The 24,860-nt window shown below is 71.7% G+C and carries 22 protein-coding genes; 14 read left to right on the top strand and 8 right to left on the bottom strand.

The window, feature by feature from the left end:
• The 5 genes from AB0C17_RS23050 to AB0C17_RS23030 all read right to left on the bottom strand — a co-directional run bounded on the left by AB0C17_RS23050 (position 1) and on the right by AB0C17_RS23030 (position 7,079).
• Positions 1-1,107, bottom strand: a complete 1,107-nt coding sequence (locus AB0C17_RS23050; RefSeq protein ID WP_357390963.1) for a succinate dehydrogenase/fumarate reductase iron-sulfur subunit — start codon at positions 1,105-1,107, stop codon at positions 1-3.
• Entirely contained in the window at positions 1,107-3,020 is a 1,914-nt protein-coding gene (locus tag AB0C17_RS23045) for a fumarate reductase/succinate dehydrogenase flavoprotein subunit (RefSeq protein ID WP_357390965.1), read from the bottom strand. The genes AB0C17_RS23050 and AB0C17_RS23045 overlap by 1 nt, the downstream gene beginning before the upstream one ends.
• 10 nt (positions 3,021-3,030) lie before the next feature.
• Complete coding sequence (locus AB0C17_RS23040) at positions 3,031-3,852, bottom strand: hypothetical protein (RefSeq protein ID WP_357474684.1); 822 nt, start codon at positions 3,850-3,852, stop codon at positions 3,031-3,033.
• Positions 3,853-4,076: 224 nt separating this feature from the next.
• Positions 4,077-5,486, bottom strand: coding sequence for a metallopeptidase TldD-related protein (locus AB0C17_RS23035; RefSeq protein WP_357390968.1), 1,410 nt, complete (start codon positions 5,484-5,486; stop codon positions 4,077-4,079).
• A 156-nt stretch (positions 5,487-5,642) separates the two neighbouring features.
• Complete coding sequence (locus tag AB0C17_RS23030) at positions 5,643-7,079, bottom strand: TldD/PmbA family protein (RefSeq protein ID WP_357390971.1); 1,437 nt, start codon at positions 7,077-7,079, stop codon at positions 5,643-5,645.
• A 193-nt stretch (positions 7,080-7,272) separates the two neighbouring features.
• Between AB0C17_RS23030 and AB0C17_RS23025 the strand changes: the two genes are divergently transcribed.
• The 6 genes from AB0C17_RS23025 to AB0C17_RS23000 all read left to right on the top strand — a co-directional run bounded on the left by AB0C17_RS23025 (position 7,273) and on the right by AB0C17_RS23000 (position 15,010).
• Positions 7,273-8,844, top strand: coding sequence for a hypothetical protein (locus AB0C17_RS23025; protein ID WP_357480384.1), 1,572 nt, complete (start codon positions 7,273-7,275; stop codon positions 8,842-8,844).
• 190 nt (positions 8,845-9,034) lie between these two features.
• Positions 9,035-10,138 (top strand): ABC transporter ATP-binding protein, encoded by a 1,104-nt coding sequence (locus AB0C17_RS23020; protein WP_357480381.1) that lies wholly within the window; start codon positions 9,035-9,037, stop codon positions 10,136-10,138.
• Positions 10,135-11,157 (top strand): dipeptide ABC transporter ATP-binding protein, encoded by a 1,023-nt coding sequence (locus AB0C17_RS23015; protein WP_357480378.1) that lies wholly within the window; start codon positions 10,135-10,137, stop codon positions 11,155-11,157. The genes AB0C17_RS23020 and AB0C17_RS23015 overlap by 4 nt, the downstream gene beginning before the upstream one ends.
• Positions 11,154-12,161, top strand: a complete 1,008-nt coding sequence (locus tag AB0C17_RS23010) for an ABC transporter permease (protein ID WP_357383585.1) — start codon at positions 11,154-11,156, stop codon at positions 12,159-12,161. The genes AB0C17_RS23015 and AB0C17_RS23010 overlap by 4 nt, the downstream gene beginning before the upstream one ends.
• Before the next feature lie 11 nt (positions 12,162-12,172).
• On the top strand, positions 12,173-13,159 hold the full coding sequence (locus tag AB0C17_RS23005) for an ABC transporter permease (RefSeq protein WP_357383587.1): 987 nt from the start codon (positions 12,173-12,175) through the stop codon (positions 13,157-13,159).
• A gap of 108 nt (positions 13,160-13,267) precedes the next feature.
• Positions 13,268-15,010, top strand: coding sequence for an ABC transporter substrate-binding protein (locus tag AB0C17_RS23000; protein ID WP_357480375.1), 1,743 nt, complete (start codon positions 13,268-13,270; stop codon positions 15,008-15,010).
• Positions 15,011-15,097: 87 nt separating this feature from the next.
• Here the strand turns inward: AB0C17_RS23000 and AB0C17_RS22995 are convergent, their stop codons facing one another.
• Positions 15,098-17,242: a prolyl oligopeptidase family serine peptidase gene (locus AB0C17_RS22995; RefSeq protein ID WP_357383591.1), complete on the bottom strand. Its 2,145-nt coding sequence runs from the start codon at positions 17,240-17,242 to the stop codon at positions 15,098-15,100.
• Between the two features lie 86 nt (positions 17,243-17,328).
• Here AB0C17_RS22995 and mshB point away from each other — a divergent pair, with 86 nt between their 5' ends.
• The 3 genes from mshB (at position 17,329) to AB0C17_RS22980 (ending at position 19,293) form a co-directional block, all read left to right on the top strand.
• Positions 17,329-18,252: an N-acetyl-1-D-myo-inositol-2-amino-2-deoxy-alpha-D-glucopyranoside deacetylase gene (gene mshB / locus AB0C17_RS22990; RefSeq protein ID WP_357383593.1), complete on the top strand. Its 924-nt coding sequence runs from the start codon at positions 17,329-17,331 to the stop codon at positions 18,250-18,252.
• Positions 18,253-18,269: 17 nt separating this feature from the next.
• Positions 18,270-18,743 carry a hypothetical protein gene (locus AB0C17_RS22985; protein ID WP_357383595.1) on the top strand — a complete coding sequence of 158 codons (474 nt, stop codon included), beginning with the start codon at positions 18,270-18,272 and terminating at the stop codon, positions 18,741-18,743.
• A gap of 85 nt (positions 18,744-18,828) precedes the next feature.
• Positions 18,829-19,293 carry a hypothetical protein gene (locus AB0C17_RS22980; protein WP_357383597.1) on the top strand — a complete coding sequence of 155 codons (465 nt, stop codon included), beginning with the start codon at positions 18,829-18,831 and terminating at the stop codon, positions 19,291-19,293.
• Positions 19,294-19,305: 12 nt separating this feature from the next.
• On the opposite strand, the gene AB0C17_RS22975 is transcribed toward AB0C17_RS22980, so the two are convergent.
• On the bottom strand, positions 19,306-20,325 hold the full coding sequence (locus tag AB0C17_RS22975; protein WP_357480372.1) for a GNAT family N-acetyltransferase: 1,020 nt from the start codon (positions 20,323-20,325) through the stop codon (positions 19,306-19,308).
• Between the two features lie 79 nt (positions 20,326-20,404).
• Here AB0C17_RS22975 and fdxA point away from each other — a divergent pair, with 79 nt between their 5' ends.
• From fdxA to AB0C17_RS22950, 5 genes are read left to right on the top strand one after another with little or no spacing between them, the layout of a single operon-like run.
• Entirely contained in the window at positions 20,405-20,731 is a 327-nt protein-coding gene (fdxA, locus tag AB0C17_RS22970) for a ferredoxin (protein WP_091422126.1), read from the top strand.
• Entirely contained in the window at positions 20,728-21,837 is a 1,110-nt protein-coding gene (dapC, locus tag AB0C17_RS22965; RefSeq protein ID WP_357480418.1) for a succinyldiaminopimelate transaminase, read from the top strand. The genes fdxA and dapC overlap by 4 nt, the downstream gene beginning before the upstream one ends.
• A gap of 1 nt (position 21,838) precedes the next feature.
• Positions 21,839-22,855: a prephenate dehydrogenase/arogenate dehydrogenase family protein gene (locus tag AB0C17_RS22960; protein WP_357480369.1), complete on the top strand. Its 1,017-nt coding sequence runs from the start codon at positions 21,839-21,841 to the stop codon at positions 22,853-22,855.
• A 5-nt stretch (positions 22,856-22,860) separates the two neighbouring features.
• Positions 22,861-23,505, top strand: a complete 645-nt coding sequence (locus AB0C17_RS22955; RefSeq protein ID WP_357480366.1) for an SIMPL domain-containing protein — start codon at positions 22,861-22,863, stop codon at positions 23,503-23,505.
• A complete protein-coding gene (locus tag AB0C17_RS22950; RefSeq protein WP_357383605.1) occupies positions 23,505-24,149 on the top strand; it encodes a nucleoside/nucleotide kinase family protein in 645 nt (214 codons plus the stop codon). Before AB0C17_RS22955 ends, AB0C17_RS22950 begins: the two co-directional genes overlap by 1 nt.
• A gap of 17 nt (positions 24,150-24,166) precedes the next feature.
• Here the strand turns inward: AB0C17_RS22950 and AB0C17_RS22945 are convergent, their stop codons facing one another.
• Positions 24,167-24,733, bottom strand: coding sequence for a sugar O-acetyltransferase (locus tag AB0C17_RS22945; protein WP_357383607.1), 567 nt, complete (start codon positions 24,731-24,733; stop codon positions 24,167-24,169).
• Positions 24,734-24,860: the final 127 nt, after the last annotated feature.

Raw genomic sequence — 24,860 nt, 5'->3', positions numbered from 1 at the left:
TCAGTGCTTCGGCTCGTCCTGCTGCGGGTGAGCGAAGTTGAGGTGCTCCGGCGGCAGCGGGAACGTCACGTCGTCGCCGAACGGCGACGGCGCGGCGGCCTTGTTGAACGTCAGCTCGGTCAGCGGCAGCCGGCCGTTGGCGTCCACCGCCGGGGCGGTCGGGTGCGGCACCTCGCGGTGCCAGTTGACGCCCTGCTGCGCCTGACGCTCGGCGGCGCTGTCGTGCGAGCCGCCCGCGTGCGAGTGCACCCCGGCGGCGTGCGAACCGCCGCCGTGCGCGTGCGCCCCGCCGTGCGCCCCTCCGGACGTGCCGGTACCGCTCGAATGCCCGCTGGTCGCGCTGGTCTGAGGCACCTGACCCCTCCGGAAGATCTTGTTACCGAGCCACACAAGGGGATCGTACCTGCGGTCGACGACCCGTTCCTTCATGGGGATGATCCCGTTGTCGGTGATCTTGATGTGCTCGGGGCAGACCTCGGTGCAGCACTTGGTGATGTTGCAGAATCCGAGCCCCATGTCCGACTGCGCGTACTCGCGCCGGTCGGTACGCGCGTCGAGCGGGTGCATGTCCAGCTCGGCCGCCCGGATGAAGAACCGGGGCCCGGAGAACGCCGGCTTGTTCTCGTCGTGGTCGCGGATCACGTGGCAGACGTTCTGGCACAGGAAGCACTCGATGCACTTGCGGAACTCCTGCGAGCGCTCCACGTCGACCTGCTGCATCCGGTAGTCGCCGGGTGCCACGTCGGCCGGCGGCGCGAACGCCGGGGTCTCCCGGGCCTTCTCGTAGTTGAACGAGACGTCGGTGACCAGGTCCCGGATCACCGGGAAGGTGCGCAGCGGGGTGACCGTGACGGTCTCCGACTCCTCGAACGTCGACATCCGGGTCATGCAGCCCAGCCGCGGCTTGCCGTTGATCTCCATCGAGCAGGAGCCGCACTTGCCGGCCTTGCAGTTCCACCGGCACGCCAGGTCCGGCGCCTCGGTGGCCTGGAGCCGGTGGATCACGTCGAGGACGACCTCGCCCTCGTTCACCTCGACCGTGTAGTCCCGCAGGTCACCGCCGGTCTCGTCGCCCCGCCAGATGCGGAACTGGCGCTTACTTCCCATCAGTTGTTCGCCTCCTCGGTGAGGGCGTCGAACTCGGCGAGTTCCTCGTCGGTTAGGTACTTGGCCAGCTCTGCCCGGTCGAACAGCCCGATCAGCTCCGGCCGCATCTCCGGCAGCGGCTTCTCGGTGAGCCGGACCGCGTCACCGTCCAGCGAACAGACCAGGTTGACCCGCCGCCACTTCGGGTCCATCGCCGGGTAGTCCTCCCGGGTGTGCCCGCCGCGCGACTCCCGCCGCTCCAGCGCCGCCATCGCGGTGCACTCCGAGACCACGAGCATGTTGCGCAGGTCAAGCGCCAGGTGCCAGCCCGGGTTGTAGCGCCGGCCGCCGACCGCGCTCACCTTCGCCACCCGCTCCCGCAGCTCGGCCAGCCTGCGCATGGCGTCCTCCAGCTCGCTCTCCCGGCGGATGATGCCGACCAGGTCGCCCATCACCGCCTGGAGGTCCTGCTGGAGCTGGTAAGGACTCTCGCCGGTGTCCCGCTGCAACGGCGCCAGCGCCGTCTCCACCGCGGCCTCGACCGCCGCCACCGACACCGCCGGGCGGGCGGTGAGCTGGTCGGTGTACGTGGCCGCGTGCCCGCCCGCGCGCTTGCCGAAGACCAGCAGGTCGGACAGGGAGTTGCCGCCGAGCCGGTTCGAGCCGTGCATGCCGCCGGACACCTCACCGGCGGCGTAGAGGCCGCGCACCGAGCCGTACGCCGCTCCGGAGTCCGGGTCCACCTCGACGCCGCCCATCACGTAGTGACAGGTCGGGCCGACCTCCATCGGCTCCTTGGTGATGTCGACGTCGGCCAGCTCCTTGAACTGGTGGTACATCGACGGCAGGCGGCGGCGGATCTCCTCGGCCGACTTACGGGAGGCGATGTCCAGGTAGACGCCGCCGGCCGGCGTACCCCGGCCCTCCTTGACCTCGCTGTTGATCGCGCGGGCGACCTCGTCGCGGGGCAGCAGCTCCGGCGGACGCCTGTTGTTGTCCGGGTCGGTGTACCAGCGGTCCGCCTCCTCCTCGGTCTCCGCGTACTGCTTGCGGAACACGTCCGGGACGTAGTCGAACATGAACCGCTTGCCCTCGGAGTTCTTCAGCACCCCGCCGTCGCCGCGTACCGACTCGGTGACCAGGATGCCCTTCACCGACGGCGGCCAGACCATGCCGGTCGGGTGGAACTGGAGGAACTCCATGTTGATCAGCGTGGCCCCGGCGCGCAGCGCCAGCGCGTGGCCGTCGCCGGTGTACTCCCACGAGTTCGAGGTGACCTTGTAGGACCGTCCGACACCGCCGGTGGCCAGCACCACCGCCGGCGCCTCGAAGAGGATGAACTCACCGGACTCGCGGTAGTAGCCGAACGCGCCGGCGATCCGGTCGCCGTCGAGCAGCAGCTCGGTGATCGTGGTCTCGGAGAAGACCCGGATCCGCGCGTCGTAGCTGCCGAACTCCTGCTTGTCCTCCTGCTGGAGCGAGACGATCTTCTGCTGGAGCGTCCGGATCAGCTCCAGGCCGGTCCGGTCGCCGACGTGCGCCAGGCGCGGGTACTCGTGGCCACCGAAGTTGCGCTGCGAGATCTTCCCGTCCTTGGTGCGGTCGAACAGCGCGCCGTACGTCTCCAGCTCCCAGATCCGCTGCGGCGCCTCCTTGGCGTGCAGCTCGGCCATCCGGAAGTTGTTGAGGAACTTGCCGCCGCGCATGGTGTCCCGGAAGTGCACCTGCCAGTTGTCGCGCGAGTTCACGTTGCCCATCGCGGCCGCCGCGCCGCCCTCGGCCATCACCGTGTGCGCCTTGCCGAACAGCGACTTCGAGATGATCGCGGTCTTCTTGCCCGCCAGCCGGGCCTCGATCGCCGCGCGCAGGCCGGCGCCCCCGGCCCCGATCACGACGACGTCGTAGTGGTGTCGTTCGATTCGCGTCTCAGTCATGTCCAGGCTCTCAGTTGATGAACCGCAGGTCGTTGATCCAGCCGGCGGCGACCGCCATCACGTAGAAGTCGGTGAGCGCCAGCGTGCCCAGGGTGATCCAGGCGAGCTGCATGTGCCGGACGTTCAACCAGGACACCCCGGTCCACGCCTTGTAGCGCATCGGGTGCTTCGAGAAGTGCTTGAGCCGTCCGCCGATGATGTGCCGGCAGGAGTGGCAGGAGATCGTGTACGCCCACAGCATCACCACGTTGCCGACCAGGATGATGTTGCCCAGGCCGAAGCCGAAGCCCTCGGGGGAGTGGAAGGCCAGGATCGCGTCCCAGGTGTTGATCAGCGAGATGATCGCGGCGGCGTAGAAGAAGTAGCGGTGCAGGTTCTGCCCGAGCAGCGGGAACCGCGTCTCGCCGCTGTACGACTGGTGCCCGTCCGGCACCGCGCAGGCCGGCGGCGACAGCCAGAACGACCGGTAGTACGCCTTGCGGTAGTAGTAGCAGGTGAGGCGGAACAGCAGCAGGAACGGCAGGGTGAGCGCCGCGTCCGGGATGATCCACCAGCCGGGCAGGAACTGCCCGAAGTGCGAGGAGCCCTCGACACAGCGGTCGGTGACGCAGGGGGAGTAGAACGGCGTCAGGTAGTGGTACTGCTCCACCCAGTACCACTTGTGCATGAAGACCCGGACCGTCGCGTAGATGACCCACGCGCTGAGCCCCACCACTGTGATCAGCGGGGCGAGCCACCATCTGTCGGTCCGCAACGTCTTCGCCGCGATGGCGGCGCGTGCCCGCCCTCCCCGCGGCTGCGGTCTCGGCGTCCTGGCCGACGTAGTTGTCATTCGAGTCATCTCCCTGACGTCACTGTCACGTCCTGCGCACGCGCGAGGCCACACCGGCGAACCGGTGTGGCTAAGTGACACACGTTACGCCGATCTTCACGGCCCGGCCGCGCAACGCAGTGTCCCGTGTGTCCCGCAGCTTGGAAAGAGTCAGTTCATGATCAATGTGTCGGGTCGGTCGAACGGTGCGCCGAGCGGTGTCCTGGCACGTTCGGAGCGCGGCGTCACCCGGACGCGCCGCCGGTGAAGTGCCAGGAGGACAGCCGCAGCGTCGGCGCCTCGTACCAGGAGCCGTCGACGCGGCCCGGCTGGCGCACCGCCGCCCGGCCCAGGCCGAGCACCCGGCCCGGCCCCAGCGCCCGGGGATACGACTCGGTGAACCGGAAGTCGCGTACCGCGCGGGTCGGCACGCCGTCCTCGACCAGCCACACCCCGTTGCGGGTCAGCCCGGTGACCACCAGCTGCTTCGGGTCCAGCACGCGGGTGTACCAGAAGTCGCTCACCAGCAGCCCGCGCCGCACCCCGGCCACCAGCGCGGCGGTGTCCGGGTCGCCCACCGCCCCGGTCACGCCCGCGCTCACCGGCCCGGCCGCGACACCCGCGCCCGCATCGGCGACGCGCGGGTCCGCCGACAGGCGGATGTTGTGCGGGATCGGCCCGAAGGTCGCGCTGCCCGGCATACCGTGGCCGGTGGACCCGGTGCCCGCCGCCGCGCCGCCGCGCCTGTCGTACGCCACCGCGCCGGTGGTGCCCCTCTCGACCAGCGGCAACGCCCGCCGGGGTGTGCCCTCCAGGTCGAACGGCAGGGTGCCGGCGTGCAGCGGGTCGTCCACCAGCGTCACCGCCGGGTCGAACTGGGCGGTGCCCGGCTCGGCGAAGGACTGCCGTTCGGCGTACCGCTTGCCGTTGAAGCCGTACCAGGCCAGGTTCTGCAGCAGGTCGGCGACGGCGGCCGGTTCGAGCACCACCTCGTAGTGCCCGGGCGGCAGCTCGACCGGGTCGGCCGCGGCTCGCGCCTTCGCCGCCGCGCGGGCGCCGAGCGCCGCGCCGTCGAGGTCGGCCAGCCGGTCGGCGCAGAGCCGCGCCACCCCGTCCGCGCCGCCGGCCCGGGCGATGCCGTCCATCGCCGCCTCGGCCGCCCGTCCGGTCGCCGTGTGCCCGGCGGAGTTGGCGAACGCCCCCGACCGGTACGCGGTGCGGCAGTAGCCGGCCGCCTCCAGTCCTTCGACCGCTTCCACGAACGCGCGCACCCGCTCGGCCCGCTCGTCGGGCGAGGCGAACGCGGTGGCCTCGTCGACGGCCGGGCCGGACGGCACCGGCGTCGGCGCGGTGAGGCCCGGCCAGGCCGGGTCGGGCGGCGCGAGCCGGGCCGCGGCCCGGGTCCGCTCGACGAGCGCGGCCAGCCCGTCGGCGTCGACCCGGCTGCCGCTGCCGGTCGCGGTCCGCCCGTCCACGTGCAACCGCAGGTGTACGGCGACACCGGTCTCGGCCACGTTCTGGTGGATGAACGAGTTGGCGAACCGGGTCAGCGCCAGGTCGGAACGGGTCACCAGCACCTCGGCCTCGGCGGCCGGACCGGCCGTGTGCCGGACCAGGTCCACCACCCCGGCGGCGATCTCCAGCTCGGCGCTCATGCCGGCACTCCGCTTCGCTCCGTGCCGCCATGAGGCACCGTCGCCCTGAGCCTGCTGATTCGCTCGCTGCGCTCGCTCATGACGCCACTCCGCTTCGCTGCGTGGCGCCATGAGGCACCGTCGCCCTGAGCCTGCTGATTCGCTCGCTGCGCTCGCTCATGCCCGCACCCCCACCCGGACGCCGCGGAACCGGGCCGGCGCGGCCGGGTGGCCGGTGTGCCCGACCTGGCCGGGCTGCCCCTTCCCGCAGTTGGGCGTGCCCCAGGCGACCGTCTCCGAGGAGAGCATGTCCATCGAGCGCCAGAAGACCGGCCCGATGCCGGTGTAGGTCGGGTTGCGCAGCATCCGCCCCCGGCGGCCCTTCTTCACCTCCCAGCCGACCTCGCAGCCGAACTGGAAGTTGAGCCGCTTGTCGTCGATGGACCAGGAGCGGTTGACGTCCATCAGCACCCCGTCGTCGGTGGCCGCGATGATCTCGTCGAGCGTGTGGGGGCCGGGTTCCAGGCCCACGTTCGTCATCCGCACCATCGGCAGCCGGGCCCAGCCGTCGGCCCGTACGCTGCCGCCGTAGTCCAGGCCGGCGACGGCGGCCGAGTCCCGGCCGGCGAGCACCCCGACCCACCGTCCCTCGCGCACCGCGTCGCGGGCGACCGCCGGTGAGCCCTCGTCGTCGTAGCCGAAGCTGCCCAGCGCGCCCGGGATGGTCGGGTCGATCGTCACGTTCATCAGCTCCGAGCCGTAACGCAGCGAGCCGAGCCGGGCCAGGTCGAGCCAGGACGTGCCGGCGAACGCCGCCTCCCAGCCGAGGATGCGGTCCAGCTCGATGGCGTGCCCGACCGACTCGTGGATCTGAAGCGCGAGCTGCTCGCCGCCGAGGATCAGATCGGTCTCGCCGGCCGGACAGAGCGGCGCGGTCAGCAGCTCGCGGGACTCCTCGGCGATCCGGGCGGCGTGCGCGGCCAGGTCCAGCGAGGTGACCAGCTCCCAGCCGGTGGTGCCGTACTGCCCCCGGTAGCTCGGGTAGGACCGGCGCTGGGTCTCGCCGTCACCGATCGAGGTGGCCGAGATCCCGCCGCCGCACTCCCGGATGCGCTGGTCGATGCGGTGCCCCTCGCTGGAGACGAACCACTTCGAGGTGTCCCAGATCTGATAGAGCCCCTCGCCCAGGTCGGCGCCGTGCTCGCGCATCGTGGCGGTGGCCCGGACCAGCAGGTCGCCCTTGTCCGACAGCGGCACCCCGAGCGGGTCGACGGCGCACTCCGAGGCCCAGCTCGCCACCGTCGCCTCGACCGGCACCAGGTCGATCGGCGGGCCGGGAACCCGGGCGCTCGCGGTGGCGATCGCCGCGGCACGCCGGCCGGCGTCGCGGGCCGCGGCGTCGGACAGATCGGGTACGGCGTGGAAGCCCCAACCCGACCCGACGAGCGCGCGTACGCCCAGCCCGATGCTCTCGTCCTGGCTCAGCTCCTCGATGTCGCCGTTGCGTGCCGACATCGACTCGTAGCGGCGGTGCATGACACGGGCGTCGGCGTAGCGGGCGCCCGCGTCGAGGGCGGCCTGGACGGCGGCGGTCGCCGCGTCGAACTCGCTCATGCGTTCGACCCTAGGCGAGCGCACCGACATCCGTCAGGGGACGAGGTCATCCGGCGGCGCGGCCGGTTGTCGCGAAATCGACGCCGGTCAGGGCGGTTGCGGGGCAACCGGAATCGGTCAACGCTGATAAGAAATCCCCATGTCTGCCACTTCCGCGCACCGACTACTCCGCGGTGCGTTGACGCTCGTCGTCATGGTTGCCGCGACCATGTTCGGCGCCACTGCCGCCCACGCCGCGGCCCCACGACTCGGGCTGACCGCCCTCGCCTTCGCCGACACCACTGTGGACGCGACGGGTGACTACGCCGCCAACAAGCTGACCTGGACGGTCACCAACTCCGACCCGGACGCCGACTTCGTCTTCGGCACGGTCACGATGCGCATGCGCAGCACGGTCACCGGCGAACTGGTCGGTCACGACTGGATTGCGCGCTACGCGTACCAGGAGACCTGCTGCAGTGACGCCGTGTACGAGTCGGGGACGCCGCAGCGGTCCACCTACTCCTTCGACCTCCCGGTCCGGCGCTACTCCGACGCGGACACCGCCCTGTGGGAGGTCACCAAGGTCACTATCGGTTACCGGGGCACCACGGCCACGGTCTCCGGGGTCCGCCTCCAGGCGTTCGGCTACCAGTTCACGGCCCGGACGCTGATCGACTCATCCGGGCCGAGCGCCGACTCGATCTCGTTGAACTCGTTCCTGCGCCGCCCCTACCTCTACCTGGGGAACGGTCCGGCGACTGTGACCTATGACTTCACCGTGCAGGACTGGCAGTCCGGCTTCTGGAAGGGCACGATCCGGCTGGCCGGTCCGGGCGGCGCGAGCATCACCACGGCCTTCACCTGGGAACGTGAGGAATACAGCACGGGTCTGCGGTGCGGCCGGGTCAGCAGCGGCCAGCAGGACGGCGTCTACATGGCGTGCGCTGTCGACGTGGCGTTGCCCTCGGACACGGCCACCGGCAACTGGCGGGTGGCGGCCCTGGTGCTCCGGAACAATGCCGGCGGGACGACCACCTACAAGAATCCGACGGCGCCGTCCGTCACCACCACGACGAACTCCACGCTGCGAGCGAGCGACTTCGCGGTGAGCCCGAACCCGGTGGACAACTGGCGTGACTCGGTGATGACCGATGTCAGCATGGTCGTGACCGACGCGCGGAAGGGGCTCTCGACCATTCAGCTCGACCTCGTCGGCGGCTGCCAGCAGTACGGCCTGCCCACCACGAGGGCGGACGGTCGTGTGGCGGTACGGGTCATGGTCTACCAGCAGACCGAGGAGTGCGTGGTCGAGGGCTTGGCGGTGGTCGACGGCGCGGGCAACGTGGCGCTGTACGGAAGCATGTACCGCGCCCCGGATCCGGGGTTGACCATCACGCGGGTGCCGAGCACCAACCCGCCGATGGCGCGGAGCGCCACTCTCGACCCGTCCTCGGTGCCGTCGAGCGAGGTGGGGCAGTCCTCGGTCAAGCTCACCATCGACGCCGAGGTGCAGGTCGCACCGATCAACGGCGTGGGTGTCTACCTGTACGACGCCGACGGTGACATGGTGTCCCAGTCCTTCGGGGGCATCAACCAGGCGCCCGACGGGACGGTGACCACCTGGGTCTACCTTCCGTGGCAGGGGTTGTCCCCGGGGAGGTACACGGTGGGATTCGTGCTGAGTGACGCCGCCCGGGCCAGCACCGCCTGGAACATGCCGGATCGCCCGGACAGCCGCACGCTGCCCGGTGGTCCGGTGGTCCTCACCGTCACCGAAGGCTGATGTGTCTCCCGGTGGGCGGGCCGAGCCCGCCCACCGGGGGCACGTGCGGTGAGTGCGGATCTGCGGCAGGATCGGCTGATCGGAGACCATGTCGTTACGCTCCGGCCGCTGACAGCTCGCGCTTTGTAGCTTATTTTCACCTTCGGTGATTTCCTGTAGGTTCTCTTCATCACCGAAGGGGAGGCGGTCAATGGGCAGGTCGGAGGCGGTGCCGTCCGGGGAGCCGGACCGCCCGGAGGTGCCGGAGCAGCGCTCCGGCGACGGTCCCTATCTCCAGGTCAGGGATCTGCGGGTGCGGTTCGACACCGAGGACGGTGTGGTGCGGGCCGTGGACGGGGTGTCGTTCGCGGTGGAGCGGGGTCGGACGTTGGGGATCGTGGGTGAGTCCGGTTCGGGTAAGAGTGTGACGTCGCTGGCGGTTCTGGGTTTGCACGACGTGAAGCGCACGGCCGTGTCGGGGGAGATCTGGGTGGGTGGGCGTCAGCTCGTCGGGTTGGGTGAGGAGGAGGTGCGGCGGCTGCGGGGCCGGGACATGGCGATGATTTTTCAGGATCCGTTGTCGGCGTTGCATCCGTACTACTCGGTGGGTAGGCAGATCGCTGAGGCGTTCCGGGTGCATCATCCGAGGGCCGGCAGACGCGAGGCCCGGTCGCGGGCGGTGGACATGTTGGGTCGGGTGGGGATTCCGCAGCCGGCGCGGCGGTTCGACCAGTATCCGCATGAGTTCTCGGGTGGGATGCGGCAGCGGGCGATGATCGCGATGGCGTTGGTGAATGATCCGGATCTGTTGATCGCGGATGAGCCGACGACGGCCCTGGATGTGACGGTGCAGGCGCAGATCCTGGACCTGCTCGCGGATTTGCAGGGGGAGTTCCGGTCGGCGATCGTGTTGATCACCCATGACCTGGGTGTGGTGTCTCAGGTGGCTGATGACGTGTTGGTGATGTACGCGGGCCGGGCGGTGGAGCACGGCAGTGTGGGGCGGGTGTTGCGGTCGCCGCAGCATCCGTACACGTGGGGGTTGTTGTCGAGTGTGCCGTCGTTGCACGGTGACGCGGACGCGGATCTGCTGCCGATTCCGGGTAACCCGCCGTCGTTGATCAATCTGCCGTCGGGGTGTGCGTTCCGCCCGCGCTGCCGGTGGGCTGGGGTGAACGGCGACCGGTCCCGCACCGAGGTGCCCGAGCTGCGGGAAGCAGGCGAGGTGGGGCACCTGGTGGCGTGTCACCTGCCGGTCGCCGCGCGGGAGCGGATCTACCGCGACGAGGTCGCCCAGGTGGGAGTGGCCCGATGAACGCCGAGGCCGAGCCGCTGCTGTCGGTGCGCGGGCTGACGAAGCATTTCCCCGTCCGGCAGGGCCTGCGCGCCACGGGTGCGGTGCGGGCGGTGGACGGGCTGGACTTCGACGTGCGTCCCGGGGAGACGCTCGGCCTGGTGGGGGAGTCGGGGTGCGGGAAGACCACGACCGGGCGGATGCTGGTGCGGCTGCTGGAGCCCACCGCCGGCAGCATCACCTTCGGCGGGCGGGACATCACCCACGCGAAACGCGGTGAGCTGCGCGGCCTGCGGCAGGATTTGCAGATCATTTTCCAGGACCCGTACGCGTCGCTGAACCCCCGCCACACCGTCGGGCGGATCGTGGCCATGCCGTTGCAGGTCAACCGGATCACCCCACCCGGCGGCGTCAAACACCGCGTCCAGGAACTCCTCGAACTCGTCGGGTTGAACCCGGAGCACTACAACAGGTATCCGCACGAGTTCTCCGGCGGGCAACGCCAGCGCGTCGGCATCGCCCGCGCCCTGGCCCTGAAACCGAAACTCATCGTCGCCGACGAACCCGTCTCCGCCCTCGACGTGTCCATCCAGGCGCAGGTCATCAACCTGCTCCGCGGCCTGCAACGCGACCTGGACCTGGCGTTCGTGTTCATCGCCCACGACCTCGCCGTCGTCCGGCACTTCTGCCACCGCGTCGCCGTCATGTACCTCGGAAAAATCGTCGAGATCGGCGACCGCGACACCATCTACACCCGCCCCCAACACCCCTACACCCGGGCCCTGCTGTCCGCCATCCCCGACGTCACCACCCACGGCCCCGCCGGACGCATCCGCCTCACCGGCGACGTCCCTACCCCCCTCAACCCCCCATCAGGCTGCCGCTTCCGCACCCGCTGCTGGAAAGCCACCAACCACTGCGCCACCGAAGAACCCGCACTCGTCACCCGCGACGACGGCACACAACTCACCGCCTGCCACTACCCGGAGAGCGGACCAGTCGGCGTGCCGGCCGGCGAACCCGTGGAGGTGTCGAAATGAGCCTGTCGCCGGTCGAGGGCGTCGCGCTCGCCGAGATCGAGTCGCCCGGCGAGGGCAACGAGAGCGGCAAGAAGGAGTTCGTCGGCCGGTCACCCGGCCAGCTCGCCCTCGCGCGGCTCAAGCGGGATCGCACCGCGCTGATCAGCGGCGGCCTGCTGGCGTTCTTCGTGCTCGTCGCGCTTGCCGTCCCGCTCATCGAGGCGCTGTACGGGGTGGGGCCGAAGGAGCAGTTCCAGAACCGCCTCGACGGCTACGGCATGCCGCTGGGCTACGCCGGTGGGGTGACCGGTGAGCACTGGTTCGGGCTGGAGCCCGGCCTCGGCCGGGACATCTTCATCCGCATGGTGCACGGACTGCGGACGTCGCTGTTCATCGCGTTCGCCGCGGCCGTGCTGACCGCGGTGATCGGGGTGACGCTGGGAACGCTCGCCGGCTACCTGGGCGGCTGGCTGGACACGGTGATCAACTGGATCACCGACCTGACCCTGGCCATGCCGTTCCTGATCATCGCGCTGGCCCTGATGCCGACCGTCGCGCTGCGCTTCTACGGCCAGCGCGAGGCCGTGCCGGCGTACTTCCAGATCGGTGTGCTCATCGCGATCTTCGCCCTGTTCGGCTGGACCGGTACGGCCCGGCTGGTCCGGGGCCAGATCATCGCGCTGCGCGAACGCGAGTTCGTGGAGGCGGCGCGGGCCAGCGGCGCCGGTCTCGGGCACATGCTGTTCCGGCAGCTGCTGCCGAACGCCTGGGCGCCGATCCTGGTCGCCTTCTCGCTGGCGGTGCCGCAGTACATCACCAGCGAGGCCGCGCTGTCGTTCATCGGCGTCGGCCTGACCGACGAGACGCCGAGCTTCGGCCGCATGATCTACCGCAGCCTCGACTACCTGCAGACCGACCCGGCGTACGTCTTCTTCCCGGGCATCACCATCTTCGCGCTCGTGTTCGCCTTCAACCTCTTCGGGGACGCGCTGCGCGACGCGCTCGACCCGAAGTCGTCCCGGTAGGAGGCCGGCCCATGACGCGATTCCTCATCCGCCGGATGCTGTCCGCCGCGCTCACGCTGTTCGCGGTCAGCGTGCTCAGCTTCCTGATGTTCTTCGCGCTGCCGCGCGACCCGGTCACCGGCATGTGCCCCAAGAACTGCAACCCGGAGCGGCTGGAACGGGTCCGCCAGGAGCTGGGGCTGCGGGACCCGCTGATCAGCCAGTACGCCGGCTACATGAAGGGCATCGTCACCGGCCGGGACCTCGGCAGCGCGCAGGGCGGCCGGTGCGACGCACCCTGCCTCGGCTGGTCGTACGTGTCGAACGAGGCGGTCTCGGACACCATCGCCCGGGTGCTGCCGGTGACGCTGAGCATCGTCATCCCGGCTGCGATCCTCTGGCTGCTGCTCGGCGTCGGCCTGGGCATGCTCTCGGCGCTGCGGCGGGGGAGCTGGCTGGACCGGGCCGCGATCGGCTTCTCGCTGACCGGCGCCTCGTTGCAGCTCTACTTCGTGGGCGCGGTGCTGCTCATCGTCTTCGTCTACAACCTGCGCCTGCTACCGGTGCCGAGCTACACCTCGTTGTTCGAGAACCCGCTGAAGTGGACGAGCGGGCTGGTGCTGGCCTGGGTGGCGCTGGCGTTCCTCTTCTCCGCGATCTACGCGCGACTGTCCCGGGCGCAGATGCTGGAGACACTCTCGGAGGACTTCGTCCGGACCGCGCGGGCGAAGGGCCTGGCCAAACGCAAGGTGTACGGCCGGCACGCGCTGCGCGCCGCGATCACTCCGGTGGTGACGATCGCCGGGCTGGACGTGGGCGGGGCGCTGGGCGGCACGGTGATCACCGAGACGACATTCGGTCTGAACGGGATGGGGCGTACCGCAGTCGACGCGGTCCGCTCGGGCGACCTGCCGACGATCATGGCGACCGTGTTGATCGCGGCGGTCTTCGTGGTGCTGGCGAACGTGGTGGTGGACCTGCTCTACGCCGTGATCGACCCACGGGTGCGGCTCGGCTGAACCGCGACGAAATTTATCGACAACTGTTATCCAACTTGTAGTTTTTCTTCTTTACGATCCTCGGGACGTCGGCGGATGCGCTCGGCGCACGGGTGGAGGAGGTAGGACATGCGACCACGCGCAGCGGCCGCCGCTGGCGGTGCCATCGCACTGGTTGTGGCACTCGGTGCCTGCTCGGAGAACACGGGCGAAGGCACCAAGGTGGACACCAACCGTCAGCAGACCGGAGTCATCGCGACCGACCCCAAGGACTCGCAGGGGCCGGCCGCCGAGATCGACGGCGCGGCCAAGGGCGGGACGTTCACCATCATCCGGGAGACCCCCATCTCCCACCTCGACCCGCAGCGGACGTACTCGTTCGCGGGTCTGATGGCCAACCCGCTCTTCGCCCGCTACCTGACCACCTGGAAGGACGACGGCAAGGGCGGCCTGGTCCTCGTGGGTGACCTGGCCGAGACCCCGGGCAAGAACGTCAACAACGACTGCAAGGTCTGGGAATTCACCATCAAGGACGGGGTGAAGTTCGAGGACGGCAGCCCGATCACCTCGAAGGAGATCGCGTACGGCATCGCCCGCTCCTTCGACCCGGACCTCACCGGCGGCCCCACCTACATCCAGGAGTGGCTGGCCGACACCGCGCAGTACGACACCAAGTGGGACTTCAAGAAGAACAAGACGTCGCTGCCGCCGGGCCTGACCACGCCGGACGACAAGACGCTGCGCTTCGAGTTCGCCAAGCCCCGCTGCGACCTGCCGTTCGCGGTCTCGCTGCCCACCAGCGCCCCGCTCAAGCCGGAGAAGGACACCGGGGTCAACCTGGACCAGAAGCCGTTCTCGTCCGGCCCGTACAAGATCGCGGAAAACCAGGTGGGCGTTCGGATCACCCTGGACCGCAACCCGAACTGGGATCCGAAGACCGACCCGGTGCGGCACCAGTACCCGGACAAGTTCGTCTGGACCTTCGGCCCGACCGCTGACGCCGCAAACAACCGGGTCATCGCGGACAACGGCGCCGACCAGAGCGCGCTCGCCTTCAACGGCGTGCCGGCCTCGCTCGTGGCCAAGGTGGCCGGTGACCCGGCGCTGAAGTCCCGCACGCTGCTGTCCCCGACCCCGAGCGCCAACCAGCTCGTGATCAACACCCAGCGGGTCAAGGACCTGAAGGTCCGCCAGGCGCTCAACTACGCGATCGACCGTGAGGGCATGATCAAGGCGCTTGGCGGCCAGACCGTCGCGCAGCCGCTCACCACCCTGATGCCGCCGTCGACCATCGGCTACAAGGCGTACGACGCGTACCCGGCGGGCGCCAACGGCAACGTGGAGAAGGCCAAGGAACTGCTCGGCGGCCAGACGCCCGCGCTGGTTCTCGGCGTGGCGGACAACACCACCGAGCAGCAGCAGGCGGTCCAGCTCAAGGGCAACCTGGAGCGCGCCGGCTTCAAGATCACCGTCCGGAGCATCCCGGACGACGCGAAGCTGGACGAGGTGAAGAAGAAGAACAACCCCTGGGACCTCTACATCGGTAACTGGGCGGCGGACTGGCCCAGCGGCGCGTCGATCCTGCCGGTGCTCTACGACGGTCGCACCATCAAGGCCGAGGGCAACAGCAACTCGTCCTACTTCAACGACGAGGCGATCAACGCCGAGATGGACCGCATCCAGGCGCTGCCGCCGTCCGAGCAGGGCCCGGAGTGGGGCAAGCTCGACGAGCGGATCATGAAGGAGCACGCGCCGGTGGTGCCGCTCTACGTGGACGTGGCGTACAACGTGCACGGGTCCAAGGCGGGCGGGGTGTTCATCTCCTCCGTGTTCGGCTACCCGAACTTCGTCAACGCGTACGTCAAGCAGTAGCCGTAGGTGAAGGAAGGGCCCCTTGTTAACGCGCGGCGTTAACAAGGGGCCCTTCCTCTACCGCAGGCGTTAAGAAGGGGCCCTTCCTTACAAGTAGCGGCGGAGGAAGTCCAGCTCCAGCCGGAGCAGCCGCTCGGACACGCCACCCGCGGCCAGGTGGCTCGCGCCGGTCAGCGGCAGCACCGCGTGCGGGCGGCCCGTCGCCAGCAGCGCGGCCGACAGCCGCAGCGTGTGCGCGGCCAGCACGTTGTCGTCGGCCAGGCCGTGCACCAGCAGCATCGGCCGGGCCTGCCGCGGGTCGCCGAGCGGCTCGGCGGCCAGCTCGACGAGCGAGTGGTGGGCGTAGACGTCCATCCCGTCGTCCGGCATCCCCAGGTAGCGCTCGCTGTACGCGGTGTCGTACAACGCCCAGTCGGTGACCGGCGCGCCGACGATCGCGCACTTGAACAGCTCCGGGTGCCGCAGCACCGCCAGACCGGCCAGCCAGCCGCCGAACGACCAGCCGCGTACCGCCACCCGATCCAGATCCAGGTCCGGGTGCTTGTCGGCGAGCGCGGTGAGCGCGTCCACCTGGTCGGTGAGGATCACGTCGGCGACCCGGCGGTGGATCGCCTTCTCGAACGACGGCGCGATGCCCGGGGTGCCCCGGTTGTCGATGGTGACCACCGCGAAGCCCTGCTCGGCCCACCACTGCCGTTCCAGCCAGACGCTGCGGGCCGCCACCACCTCCTGGTGGCCGGGGCCGCCGTAGACGTCCAGCAGTACCGGCAACCGCGTGCCCTTGACGTGTTCGGCCGGGTAGAGCACCGCGCTGGGCAGCCGCCTGTCGGTCACCCGGACCAGCGTCGGGCGTGGCGCGTACGAGCAGGTGGCGGCGAACGAGCGCAGCTCGCCCACCTCGCGGTCGCCGTGCCACACCCGCCAGCGGACCCCGGGGTGCTCCAGCGACGCGATGCCCACGGCGAGCGTGGCCCCGCCGATCGAGGCCGTGTGCCACCCGGGGTCGCTGCCCATCCGGCGGGCGTCCATGCCACCGCCGATGGTGGTTCGCACCCGGTAGAGGTGGCGCTGGCTCGGTTCGCCCTCGCTCGCCTCCACGAGCAGGTCCGCCGCCGTGTTCGGACCGTTCGGCAGCCGCCCGACCACCCGGCGCACGTACAGCGAAGGCGGGGTGAGCAGCGTGCCGTCGGCGAACAGGCAGCGGGCGTCGTACCCGTCGTGGGCCAGCTCGCCGCCGACCAGCACCCGGCCGTCGGGCAGGTGCGCGGGGGTGCCGGGGATCGGCTCCACCCAGCGCGGGTCGGCCAGCTCGGCGTGCACCTGCGTCTCGCCGGTGCGCGGATCCACCGCGAGCACCAGGCCGTGCTGCTGCGAGCGGCGCAGCACGGTGATCAGTGGCCCGCCCTCGGTCCAGTCCACCGAGCTCAGGTACGGATAGGTCTCCCGGTCCCAGTGCACGTCGACCCAGCCGCCGTCGAGGTCGAGCAGGTGCAGGCTGACCTCCGCGTTCGGCCCACCCGCCACCGGGTACGCGAGCGACGTGGGCGGGCTCGCCGGGTCGGCCGGGTCGTGCAGGTACCAGCGTTCCAGGCGGGACTCGTCGACCCGGGCGGCGAGCACGCTGCGCCCGTCCGGCGCCCACCAGTAGCCCCGGTAGCGGTGGAACTCCTCGGCGGCGATGTGCTCGGCCAGTCCCCAGGTGACGCCGCTGTCCTCACCGGCGAGCAGGTTGTCGGTGCCGTCCGGCTCCACCACCCGCAACTGGCCCCGGCGCACCCCCTCGGCGGCGTCGGTGACGTACGCGAGCCGCTCGCCGGCCGGGTCGGGTCGCGGGTCGATCACCGGCCCGACCGCTGCCACCTCGACCACGTCGCCGTGCACCAGGTCGGCCCGGAACAGCCGGCCGGCCAGCGTGAACGCGGCGACCCGGCCGGCCGAGTCCAGCGCGTACGAGCCGATGCCGCCGGAGCTGAGCCGCAGCCGCTCGCGCAGCGCCCGCTCGCCGGGGGCGAGGCGGGCCGGTTCGGCGTCGGCGCCGAGCAGCACCGCCGGGTCCGCGACCAGTCGTTCCTCGCCGCTGTCGACGTCGAGCAGCCAGAGCGCGTCGGCCGGGTCCTCGGGTCCCGCGGAACGCAGGAAGACCACCCGGGCGCCGTCGCCCGTGACGGCGACGGCACGCGGCGCCCCGTGGCTGAACCGACGGGTACGGGCGGCCAGCTCGGGAAAGTCCACGCCTGAAGCGTAGGCGGGTACCGGGGGGTGATGTGGCCGACCTGGGCGGACGCATCACCGTCGGGGGAGCAGGACCGCCGGTTAGAGTGACGGGCGTGACGACGCTGCCCGACCGACGCCTTCTGCTGGTCCACGCGCATCCCGACGACGAGTCGATCGGCACCGGCGCGACGATGGCGCACTACGCCGCCGCCGGCGCCCACGTCACGCTCGTCACCTGCACGCTGGGTGAGGAGGGCGAGATCCACGTCCCGGCCCTGGCCCGGCTCTGCGCGGCCGAGGCGGACCAGCTCGGCGGCTACCGGATCGGCGAGCTGGCCGCCGCCTGCGCCGCGCTCGGCGTCACCGACCACCGGTTCCTCGGCGGCGCGGGCCGCTACCGCGACTCGGGCATGATGGGCCTGGCCACCAACGAGCACCCGCGCGCGTTCTGGCAGGCCGACCTGGACACCGCCGCCGGATACCTCGTGGAGGTCATCCGCGAGGTCCGTCCCCAGGTGCTCGTCACGTACGACCCGGACGGCTTCTACGGGCATCCCGACCACATCCAGGCGCACCGGGTGGCGATGCGCGCGGTGGAGCTGGCCGCGGCCGAGGGGATCGCCCCGGCGAAGGTCTACTGGACGGCCATGCCGCGCAGCGTGCTCGACGCCGGCCTGGAGACGTTCACCGAGTCGTCGGACAACCCGTTCGCCGGCATCGAGAGCGCCGACGAGCTGCCGTTCGGCACGCCGGACGCGGAGATCGCCGCCCGGATCGACGGCACCGACCAGCACGCCGCCAAGGAGGCGGCGATGCGGGCCCACGCCACCCAGATCCCGGCGAACTCCTGGCTCTACTCGATCGCGGGCAACTTCGGGGGCGAGTTCATGGGTGTGGAGTACTTCACGCTCGCGGTCGGTGAGAAGGGGCCGGGCACCGGCCCGTACGGCTGGGAGGACGACCTCTTCGCCGGGATCGCCCTGGACGACTCGCGGCGGTCCCCGGTCGCGGCGGCCGGTCTCCGGTGACGCTGCCGGCCGTACCCGTGTCGACAGTTCCCGAGCAGCCGCCCACGGACGCGACGCCGAGCCCGGCGGAGCGGGTGCTCGACCGCGCGCTGCGCGTGGCCGGCGGCGTCGTGACGGTCTGGGCCGGCGTCCTGCTGGCGCTGCTCGAACTGATCGTCGCGACCTGGGCCTGGAATGTCGTGCAGGGGCTCTCCGGCGCCGCGCAGGCGCTGGTCGGGGTCGGCGCGGTAGCTGTCGGCGCCGTCGCCGTGGTGGCGTCGACGGTGCTGCTGGGCTCGTTCGCGCACCGGTCGACCGGCGGCCGGTGGGCGATCGTGCTGGCCGCGCTGCCGTGGTTCGTGGTGATCGTGGCGGGTGGTGTCCGTACCGTCGAGGGTGATCTCGGGCTGGTCGGCGACAACGTGCTCGGCCTGGCGCTGATCGTGACCGGCGCGGTCACGTTCGCGGTGGTGGGCTTCCGGCACCTCGTGACGCCGCCCCCTCCCCGCTGAGGTGCTGACGCCGCACAGGCGGCGGTGGTAGACATTCCTGCCATAGGCCCGCCGAGGGAGCGGGCGGTACGGCGGGAGGCGTGCGATGGCTCAGCGGTGGCGTGCGGTCGGTGTGCTGGCGGCCGCGTTGTTCGCGGTGAACGTGGTGGCCCGGCTGGTCACCAGATTGGCGTTCCCGGACGACGACACCGCCGCCGGCCGGGTCTCGCTGGCGATGTTCCTGGTCATCGGGCTGATCCTGGCCGGTGCCGCGTTCCGGTGGGGCGCCGAGCAGCCGGTCAGCCGGTGGGCCGGTGACCTGGTCGGCGCGGTGGCGGTCGCGCTGGCGCTCACCGTCTTCGTCGGTCCGCTGGTGGTCGGGGAGAATCCGTTCGGCGGCGGCGCGGGCCTCTTCTTCGCCCAGATCTGGCTCTATCTCGCGGCCACCGCCGCGGGCGTGCTCGTCGGTTACCTGATCCTCACCGCGCTGGGCCGGGACTACCGGTCCCGCCAGCTCAAGCGGTACGCCGAGATGAAGCGCACCCGGCCCCGCAGGATCGTCCGGCGCTGACCGGCCCGCCGCTCAGCCCGCCGGGGCGACCCGGGTCAGGTAGGTGTGGTGGGTGGTGAAGCCGAGCCGGCGGTAGAGCGCGACCGCCCCGATGTTGCTCTGCTCCACCTGAAGGAACGCACGGGTGGCCCCCTCGTCCGCGCCCCAGCCGGCCAGGGCGCGGACGACGGCCGCGGCGAATCCCCGCCGACGCGCCTCGGGCAGCACTTCGAGCAGGCTGACGCCGAGCCAGCGGCCGTCGCCGGTCACCGTCCCCCGGGCGATGGCGAGCACCCGCCCGTCGACGCGCAGCTCCGCGAAGCGGACCCGGTCGACGGCGGTGAGCACGTGCCGCGCGGCGTCCGGCAGGCCGCCCTTGCGGCTGGCGGAGATGGCCAGCCAGTCGTCGCCGGGCGCGCCGGCCAGGGTCACCGGCGGCGTTCCGGTGGGCGGGGCGTCCGCACCCGCCGGCACGGTGCTCCCGGGGTCCGGCGGTACGTCGGCGGGGGCCTCCGGCGGCGCGATCAGGGTGCGCAGCGGGACGGTCTGCACCAGCACCGGGGGGCGGGACGTCCAGCCCCGCGCGTCCAGCTCCGCGCCGACCGGGGCGGCCAGCGGCAGCGGGGTGTTCACCAGGGCGGATCCGCCGCGTTCGGCGTACCAGCGCTGCACCGCGTCCAGCGCGTCGGGCAGCGGGCGGTCCGGGTCGCCCACCGGCAGCGCGCTGTTCGCCCGGCCGGTCCAGCCGTCGGCCCAGCGCAGCCGCCAGTCGCCGAGCCGTCCGCGTACCGGGGCGGGCCACGCCTCGTCGGCGGCCAGCTCCAGCGCGACCACCGCGGCGGCGGTGGGCCGGCGGGCCGGCGGCACCCGCTTGGCCCGGTGCACCTCGGCCACCGGCACGCGCAGCGGCCCGGCGTCGGTGGACAGCGTGATGTGGGTCTCGCTCAGCTCGACGAGCTCGCCGAGGGCGTCGGAGAACAGCGTGCGGCCCTCGCGAATCCCCACAATCCGGCGGACCACGATCCGGTGTCCCACATCCTGCTGTCGGAGCACGATCGACCCCCTCCCCGGCGAGATACTAGGCTCTTATCGTTGCGGTTGATCGCGACGAGTCTTGCGGAGGAGAAGACCGGTGACCTACATCATCGCCGAGCCGTGCGTGGATGTGCTCGACAAGGCATGCATCGAGGAGTGCCCGGTCGACTGCATCTACGAGGGCAACCGGATGCTCTACATCCACCCCGACGAGTGCGTCGACTGTGGTGCCTGCGAGCCGGTCTGCCCGGTGGAAGCGATCTTCTACGAGGACGACGTCCCGGAGCAGTGGAAGGACTACACCGGGGCGAACTACGAGTTCTTCGAGGAGCTGGGCTCGCCCGGTGGCGCCTCGAAGATCGGCAAGGTGGAGAAGGACGCCACCTTCGTCGCCGCGCAGCCGCCGCGCGGCGAGGGCCACTGAACCGGCGTACGCCGGTCTCGGCTCGGCTGCCCGACTTCACCTGGGACACGCTGGACGCCGCGGCCGCCACGGCCGCGGCGCATCCGGACGGTCTCATCAACCTGTCGATGGGCACGCCGGTCGACCCGGTGCCGGAGCTGATCCGCCGGGCCCTGGCCGACGCGTCGAACGCGCCGGGCTACCCGCTGACCGCCGGTACGCCCGCACTGCGCAACGCGATCGCGGCCTGGGTCGCGCGGGCCTGCGGCGCGGGCGTGGACGGCCTGGGCGTGCTGCCCACGATCGGCTCCAAGGAGCTGGTGGCCTGGCTGCCCACGCTGCTCGGGCTCGGCCCCGGTGACGTGGTGGTGGTGCCGTCGGTGGCCTACCCGACCTACGAGGACGGGGCTCGGCTGGCCGGCGCGACGACGGTCCGCACCGACTCGCTGACGGCGCTGGGCCCGGATCCCCGGGTCCGCCTGGTCTGGGTCAACTCGCCCGGCAACCCGACCGGCCGGGTGCTGCCCGCCGCCCACCTGCGCAAGGTGGTCGAGTGGGCGCGCGAGCGCGGGGCGGTGGTCGCCAGCGACGAGTGCTACCTGCCGCTGGGCTGGGACGCCGAGCCCGTCTCGGTGCTCTCACCCGAGGTGTGCGGCGGCCCGTACGACGGCGTGCTGGCGGTGCACTCGCTGTCCAAGCGCTCGAACCTGGCCGGCTACCGGGCCGGGTTCGTCGCCGGTGACCCGGCGCTGGTGGCCGAGCTGCTCAAGATCCGCAAGCACGCGGGCCTGATCGTTCCGGCCCCGGTGCAGGCGGCGATGGTGGCCGCGCTCGGCGACCAGGAGCACGCCGACGCCCAGCGGGAGCGTTACCGCGTCCGGCGGGAGAAGCTGCGCGAGGCCTTCACGGCCGCCGGCTTCACCGTCGAGCACTCCGAGGCCGGGCTCTACCTCTGGCTCACCCGCGACGAGGACTGCTGGGAGACCGTGGACTGGCTGGCCCGCCGGGGCATCCTGGTGGCCGCGGGCGTCTTCTACGGCCCGGCCGGCGCCCGGCACGTCCGGGTGGCGCTCACCGAGTCCGACGAGCACGTCGACGCGGTGGCCGGACGGCTCGCCGGGTCGTGACGTGGCGGGCGGGCTGGCGCGGGCGGCGGTGGTCGGCACCGGGCTGATCGGCGGTTCGGTGCTGCTGCGGCTGCGCGCGGCCGGGCTCGACGTCACCGGATGGGATCCGGATCCGGCCGCCCGCCGGCAGGTACGCGACCGGGGCGTGGCGGCACCCGACACGGTCGAGGAGGCGGTCACCGGACGGGACGTGGTGTTCCTCTGCGGCCCGCTGCCCACGCTGCCGACGATGCTGGCCCGGGTCGCCGCCGTGACCGACGACGGGTGCGTGCTCACCGACGTGGGCAGCGTCAAGGCCGAGGTCAGCACCGCCGCCACAGTGCAAGGGCTCGGGCACCGGTGCGTGCCGGGTCATCCGATGGCCGGCGCGGACCGGGCCGGAGCGGGCGCGGCCAGCGCGGACCTGCTCGACGGCGCCGCCTGGGTGCTCTGCCCGGGGCCGACCGGCCTGGCCGCGTTCCGGCGGCTGGCGACGCTGCTGGTGGACGTCTTCCACGCCCGGGTGGTGCCGATGTCCGCCCCGGAGCACGACGGGGCCGCCGCGCTCGCCTCGCACGTACCGCACGTGCTGGCCGGTGCGCTGGCCGGCACCGTGCACCGGTCGGCGCTGCGGGACGCGGTGCTGACGCTGGCCGCCGGCAGCTTCTCCGACGGCACCCGGGTCGCCGGTGGACCACCGGAGCGGACCGCGAACATGCTGCTCGGCAACCGCGACCGCGTGCTCGCCGAACTGGACGCGCTCGGCGCGTTCCTGAACGAGCTGACCGAGGCGCTGCGCGGCGGCGACGCCGGTGCGCTGGCCGACCGGTTCGCCGAGGGGCGCGACGTCCGCGCCACGCTGCGGGCACGCTCGTTCACCCCGCACCGGCGGGAGTTCCCGGCCACCGCCGACCACGCGGGCGAGCTGGCGTACCTGCGGGAGCTGGGCGCGGCGGGCGGCCACCTGAGCGAGGTGCGGGAGACGGCCGGCGCGGTCACCTACACGGCGCACCTGCCGGCCGCCCCGCCGTTAGGCTGAGCGGCATGGCGGACGCACCGGTCGTGGCGGTACGCGGTGAGGCGTACCGGGAGGTGGCTCCCGAGCTGGCCCGGTTCACTGTGACGGCGGTGGTGCGGGACCGGGACCGGGAGACCACGCTGACCCGGCTGGCCGAACGGGCCGCCGCGGTGCGCGCGTTGCTCGACGCGGCCGGGCCCGTGGTGGAGCGCCGGGAGACCGGCCAGGTCCACGTCTGGCCGGTGACGAAGCGCGCCGGCGAGCGGGTGGTGGCCTACCAGGGCAGCGTGAGCACCACCGTGACGACCACCGACTTCACCGCGCTCGGTGACCTGATGCTCCGCCTGGCCGACCAGGAGCAGGTCGAGGTGGCCGGGCCGGTGTGGTCGCTGCGTCCGGACAGCCCTGCCTACCGGGAGGCGCGGCGGGCCGCCATCGCCGACGCGCTGGTCCGGGCCCGGGAGTACGCCGAGGCGCTCGGTGCCCAGGTGATCGCGTTGCGCGAGCTGTCCGACACCGGGATGAGCGCCGGGTCGCCGATGATGATGGTCGGGGCGGCATACTCGCGCTCCGGCGAGCCGGAGCGCGAACTGGAGCTGGACCCGGCGCCGCAGCCGGTGCAGGCGGCGGTCGAGGCGCGGTTCACCATCAGCGAGCCGGTGCTGGGCTGATGCCGGCGGCGGAGGTGCTCGGGCTCGACGAGCTGGTCGTCCGGGCGCGGGCCCTGGCCGAGGACGGCCCGCGTCAGCTGCTCGGCATCGCCGGGGCACCCGGGGCGGGCAAGTCCACCCTGGCGGAAGGGATCGTGGCCGCGCTCGGCCCGGTCGCCCGGCTGGTCCCGATGGACGGGTTCCACCTGGCCGGGCCCGCGCTGGCACGGCTGGGCCGGGCGGGGCGCAAGGGCGCGCCGGACACGTTCGACGTCAACGGCTTCGTCTCCGTGCTGCGCCGGTTGCGCCGGCTGGAACCGACGTCGGTGTGGGCGCCGGAGTTCCGCCGCGACCTGGAGGAGCCGGTCGCCGGGGCGATCGAGGTGCCGCCCGAGGTGCGCCTGGTGGTGACCGAGGGCAACTACCTGCTGCTGCGGGACGACCCGTGGGAGGAGGTGCGCACCCTCCTGCACCAGATCTGGTTCCTCGACCTGGACGCGCGGGAGCGGCTGCGCCGGCTCACCGCGCGCCACGAGGCGTACGGGAAGTCGCCGGAGCAGGCGCGCGCCTGGGCGCTGGGCAGCGACGAGGAGAACGCCCGGCTGGTCGCCGGCACGGCCGGGCACGCCGACCTGGTGGTACGCCTGGCCGACCCGCCGCGGTGACGCGGGGCGCGGCCGGCTCACGAGGATTCGTGAACGCTCCGCACCGGGCGGGCCGGGTTGCCAACCGCCACGACGCCGGGCGGCAGGTCGCGCGTCACCACCGCGCCGGCGCCGACCACCGTGTTCTCGCCGATCGCCACCCCGGCCAGCACGATCACCCCGCCGCCGAGCCAGACGTTGTCGCCGATGGTGATCGGCAGGGCCGACTCCCATTTGGCCCGGCGCGCCTCCGGTTCCACCGGGTGGGTGGCGGTGAGCAGTTGCACGTTCGGTCCGATCTGGACGTCCGCGCCGATGCTGATCCGGGCGACGTCGAGGAAGACCGCGTTGAAGTTCACGAAGGTACGCGGGCCGATGTGGGTCTGGTAGCCGTAGTCGCAGTACAGCGGCGGCCGGATCCACGCGTCGTCGCCGAGTGAGCCGAGCAGCTCGCGCAGGGCGGCGAGGCGGCCCGCCGGGTCGTCGGCGGAACTGCTGTTGAAACGCTCGCTGAGCTGTGCCGCGCGCTCCAGGTCGGCGATGATCGCGGGATCGTCGGCGATGTACCGTTCGCCGGCCAGCATCCGGTCCTTCATGGAGGTCATCGCCTGATCGTCCCGGCCCGCCCGGCGGCGCGGTAGCGGTTCGGGCGGATCAGTTACTTCCTGATGCATACGCGGTATGCAATCCTGATACCCGTGTCGATGTGCCTCTTATCGATGAAACGCCCTG

The organism is Micromonospora sp. NPDC048887, from assembly GCF_040649715.1.
Taxonomy (GTDB): domain Bacteria; phylum Actinomycetota; class Actinomycetes; order Mycobacteriales; family Micromonosporaceae; genus Micromonospora.
The sequence above is the reverse complement of the archived record's forward strand: the minus strand, read 5'-3'. Positions and strand labels throughout refer to the sequence as shown.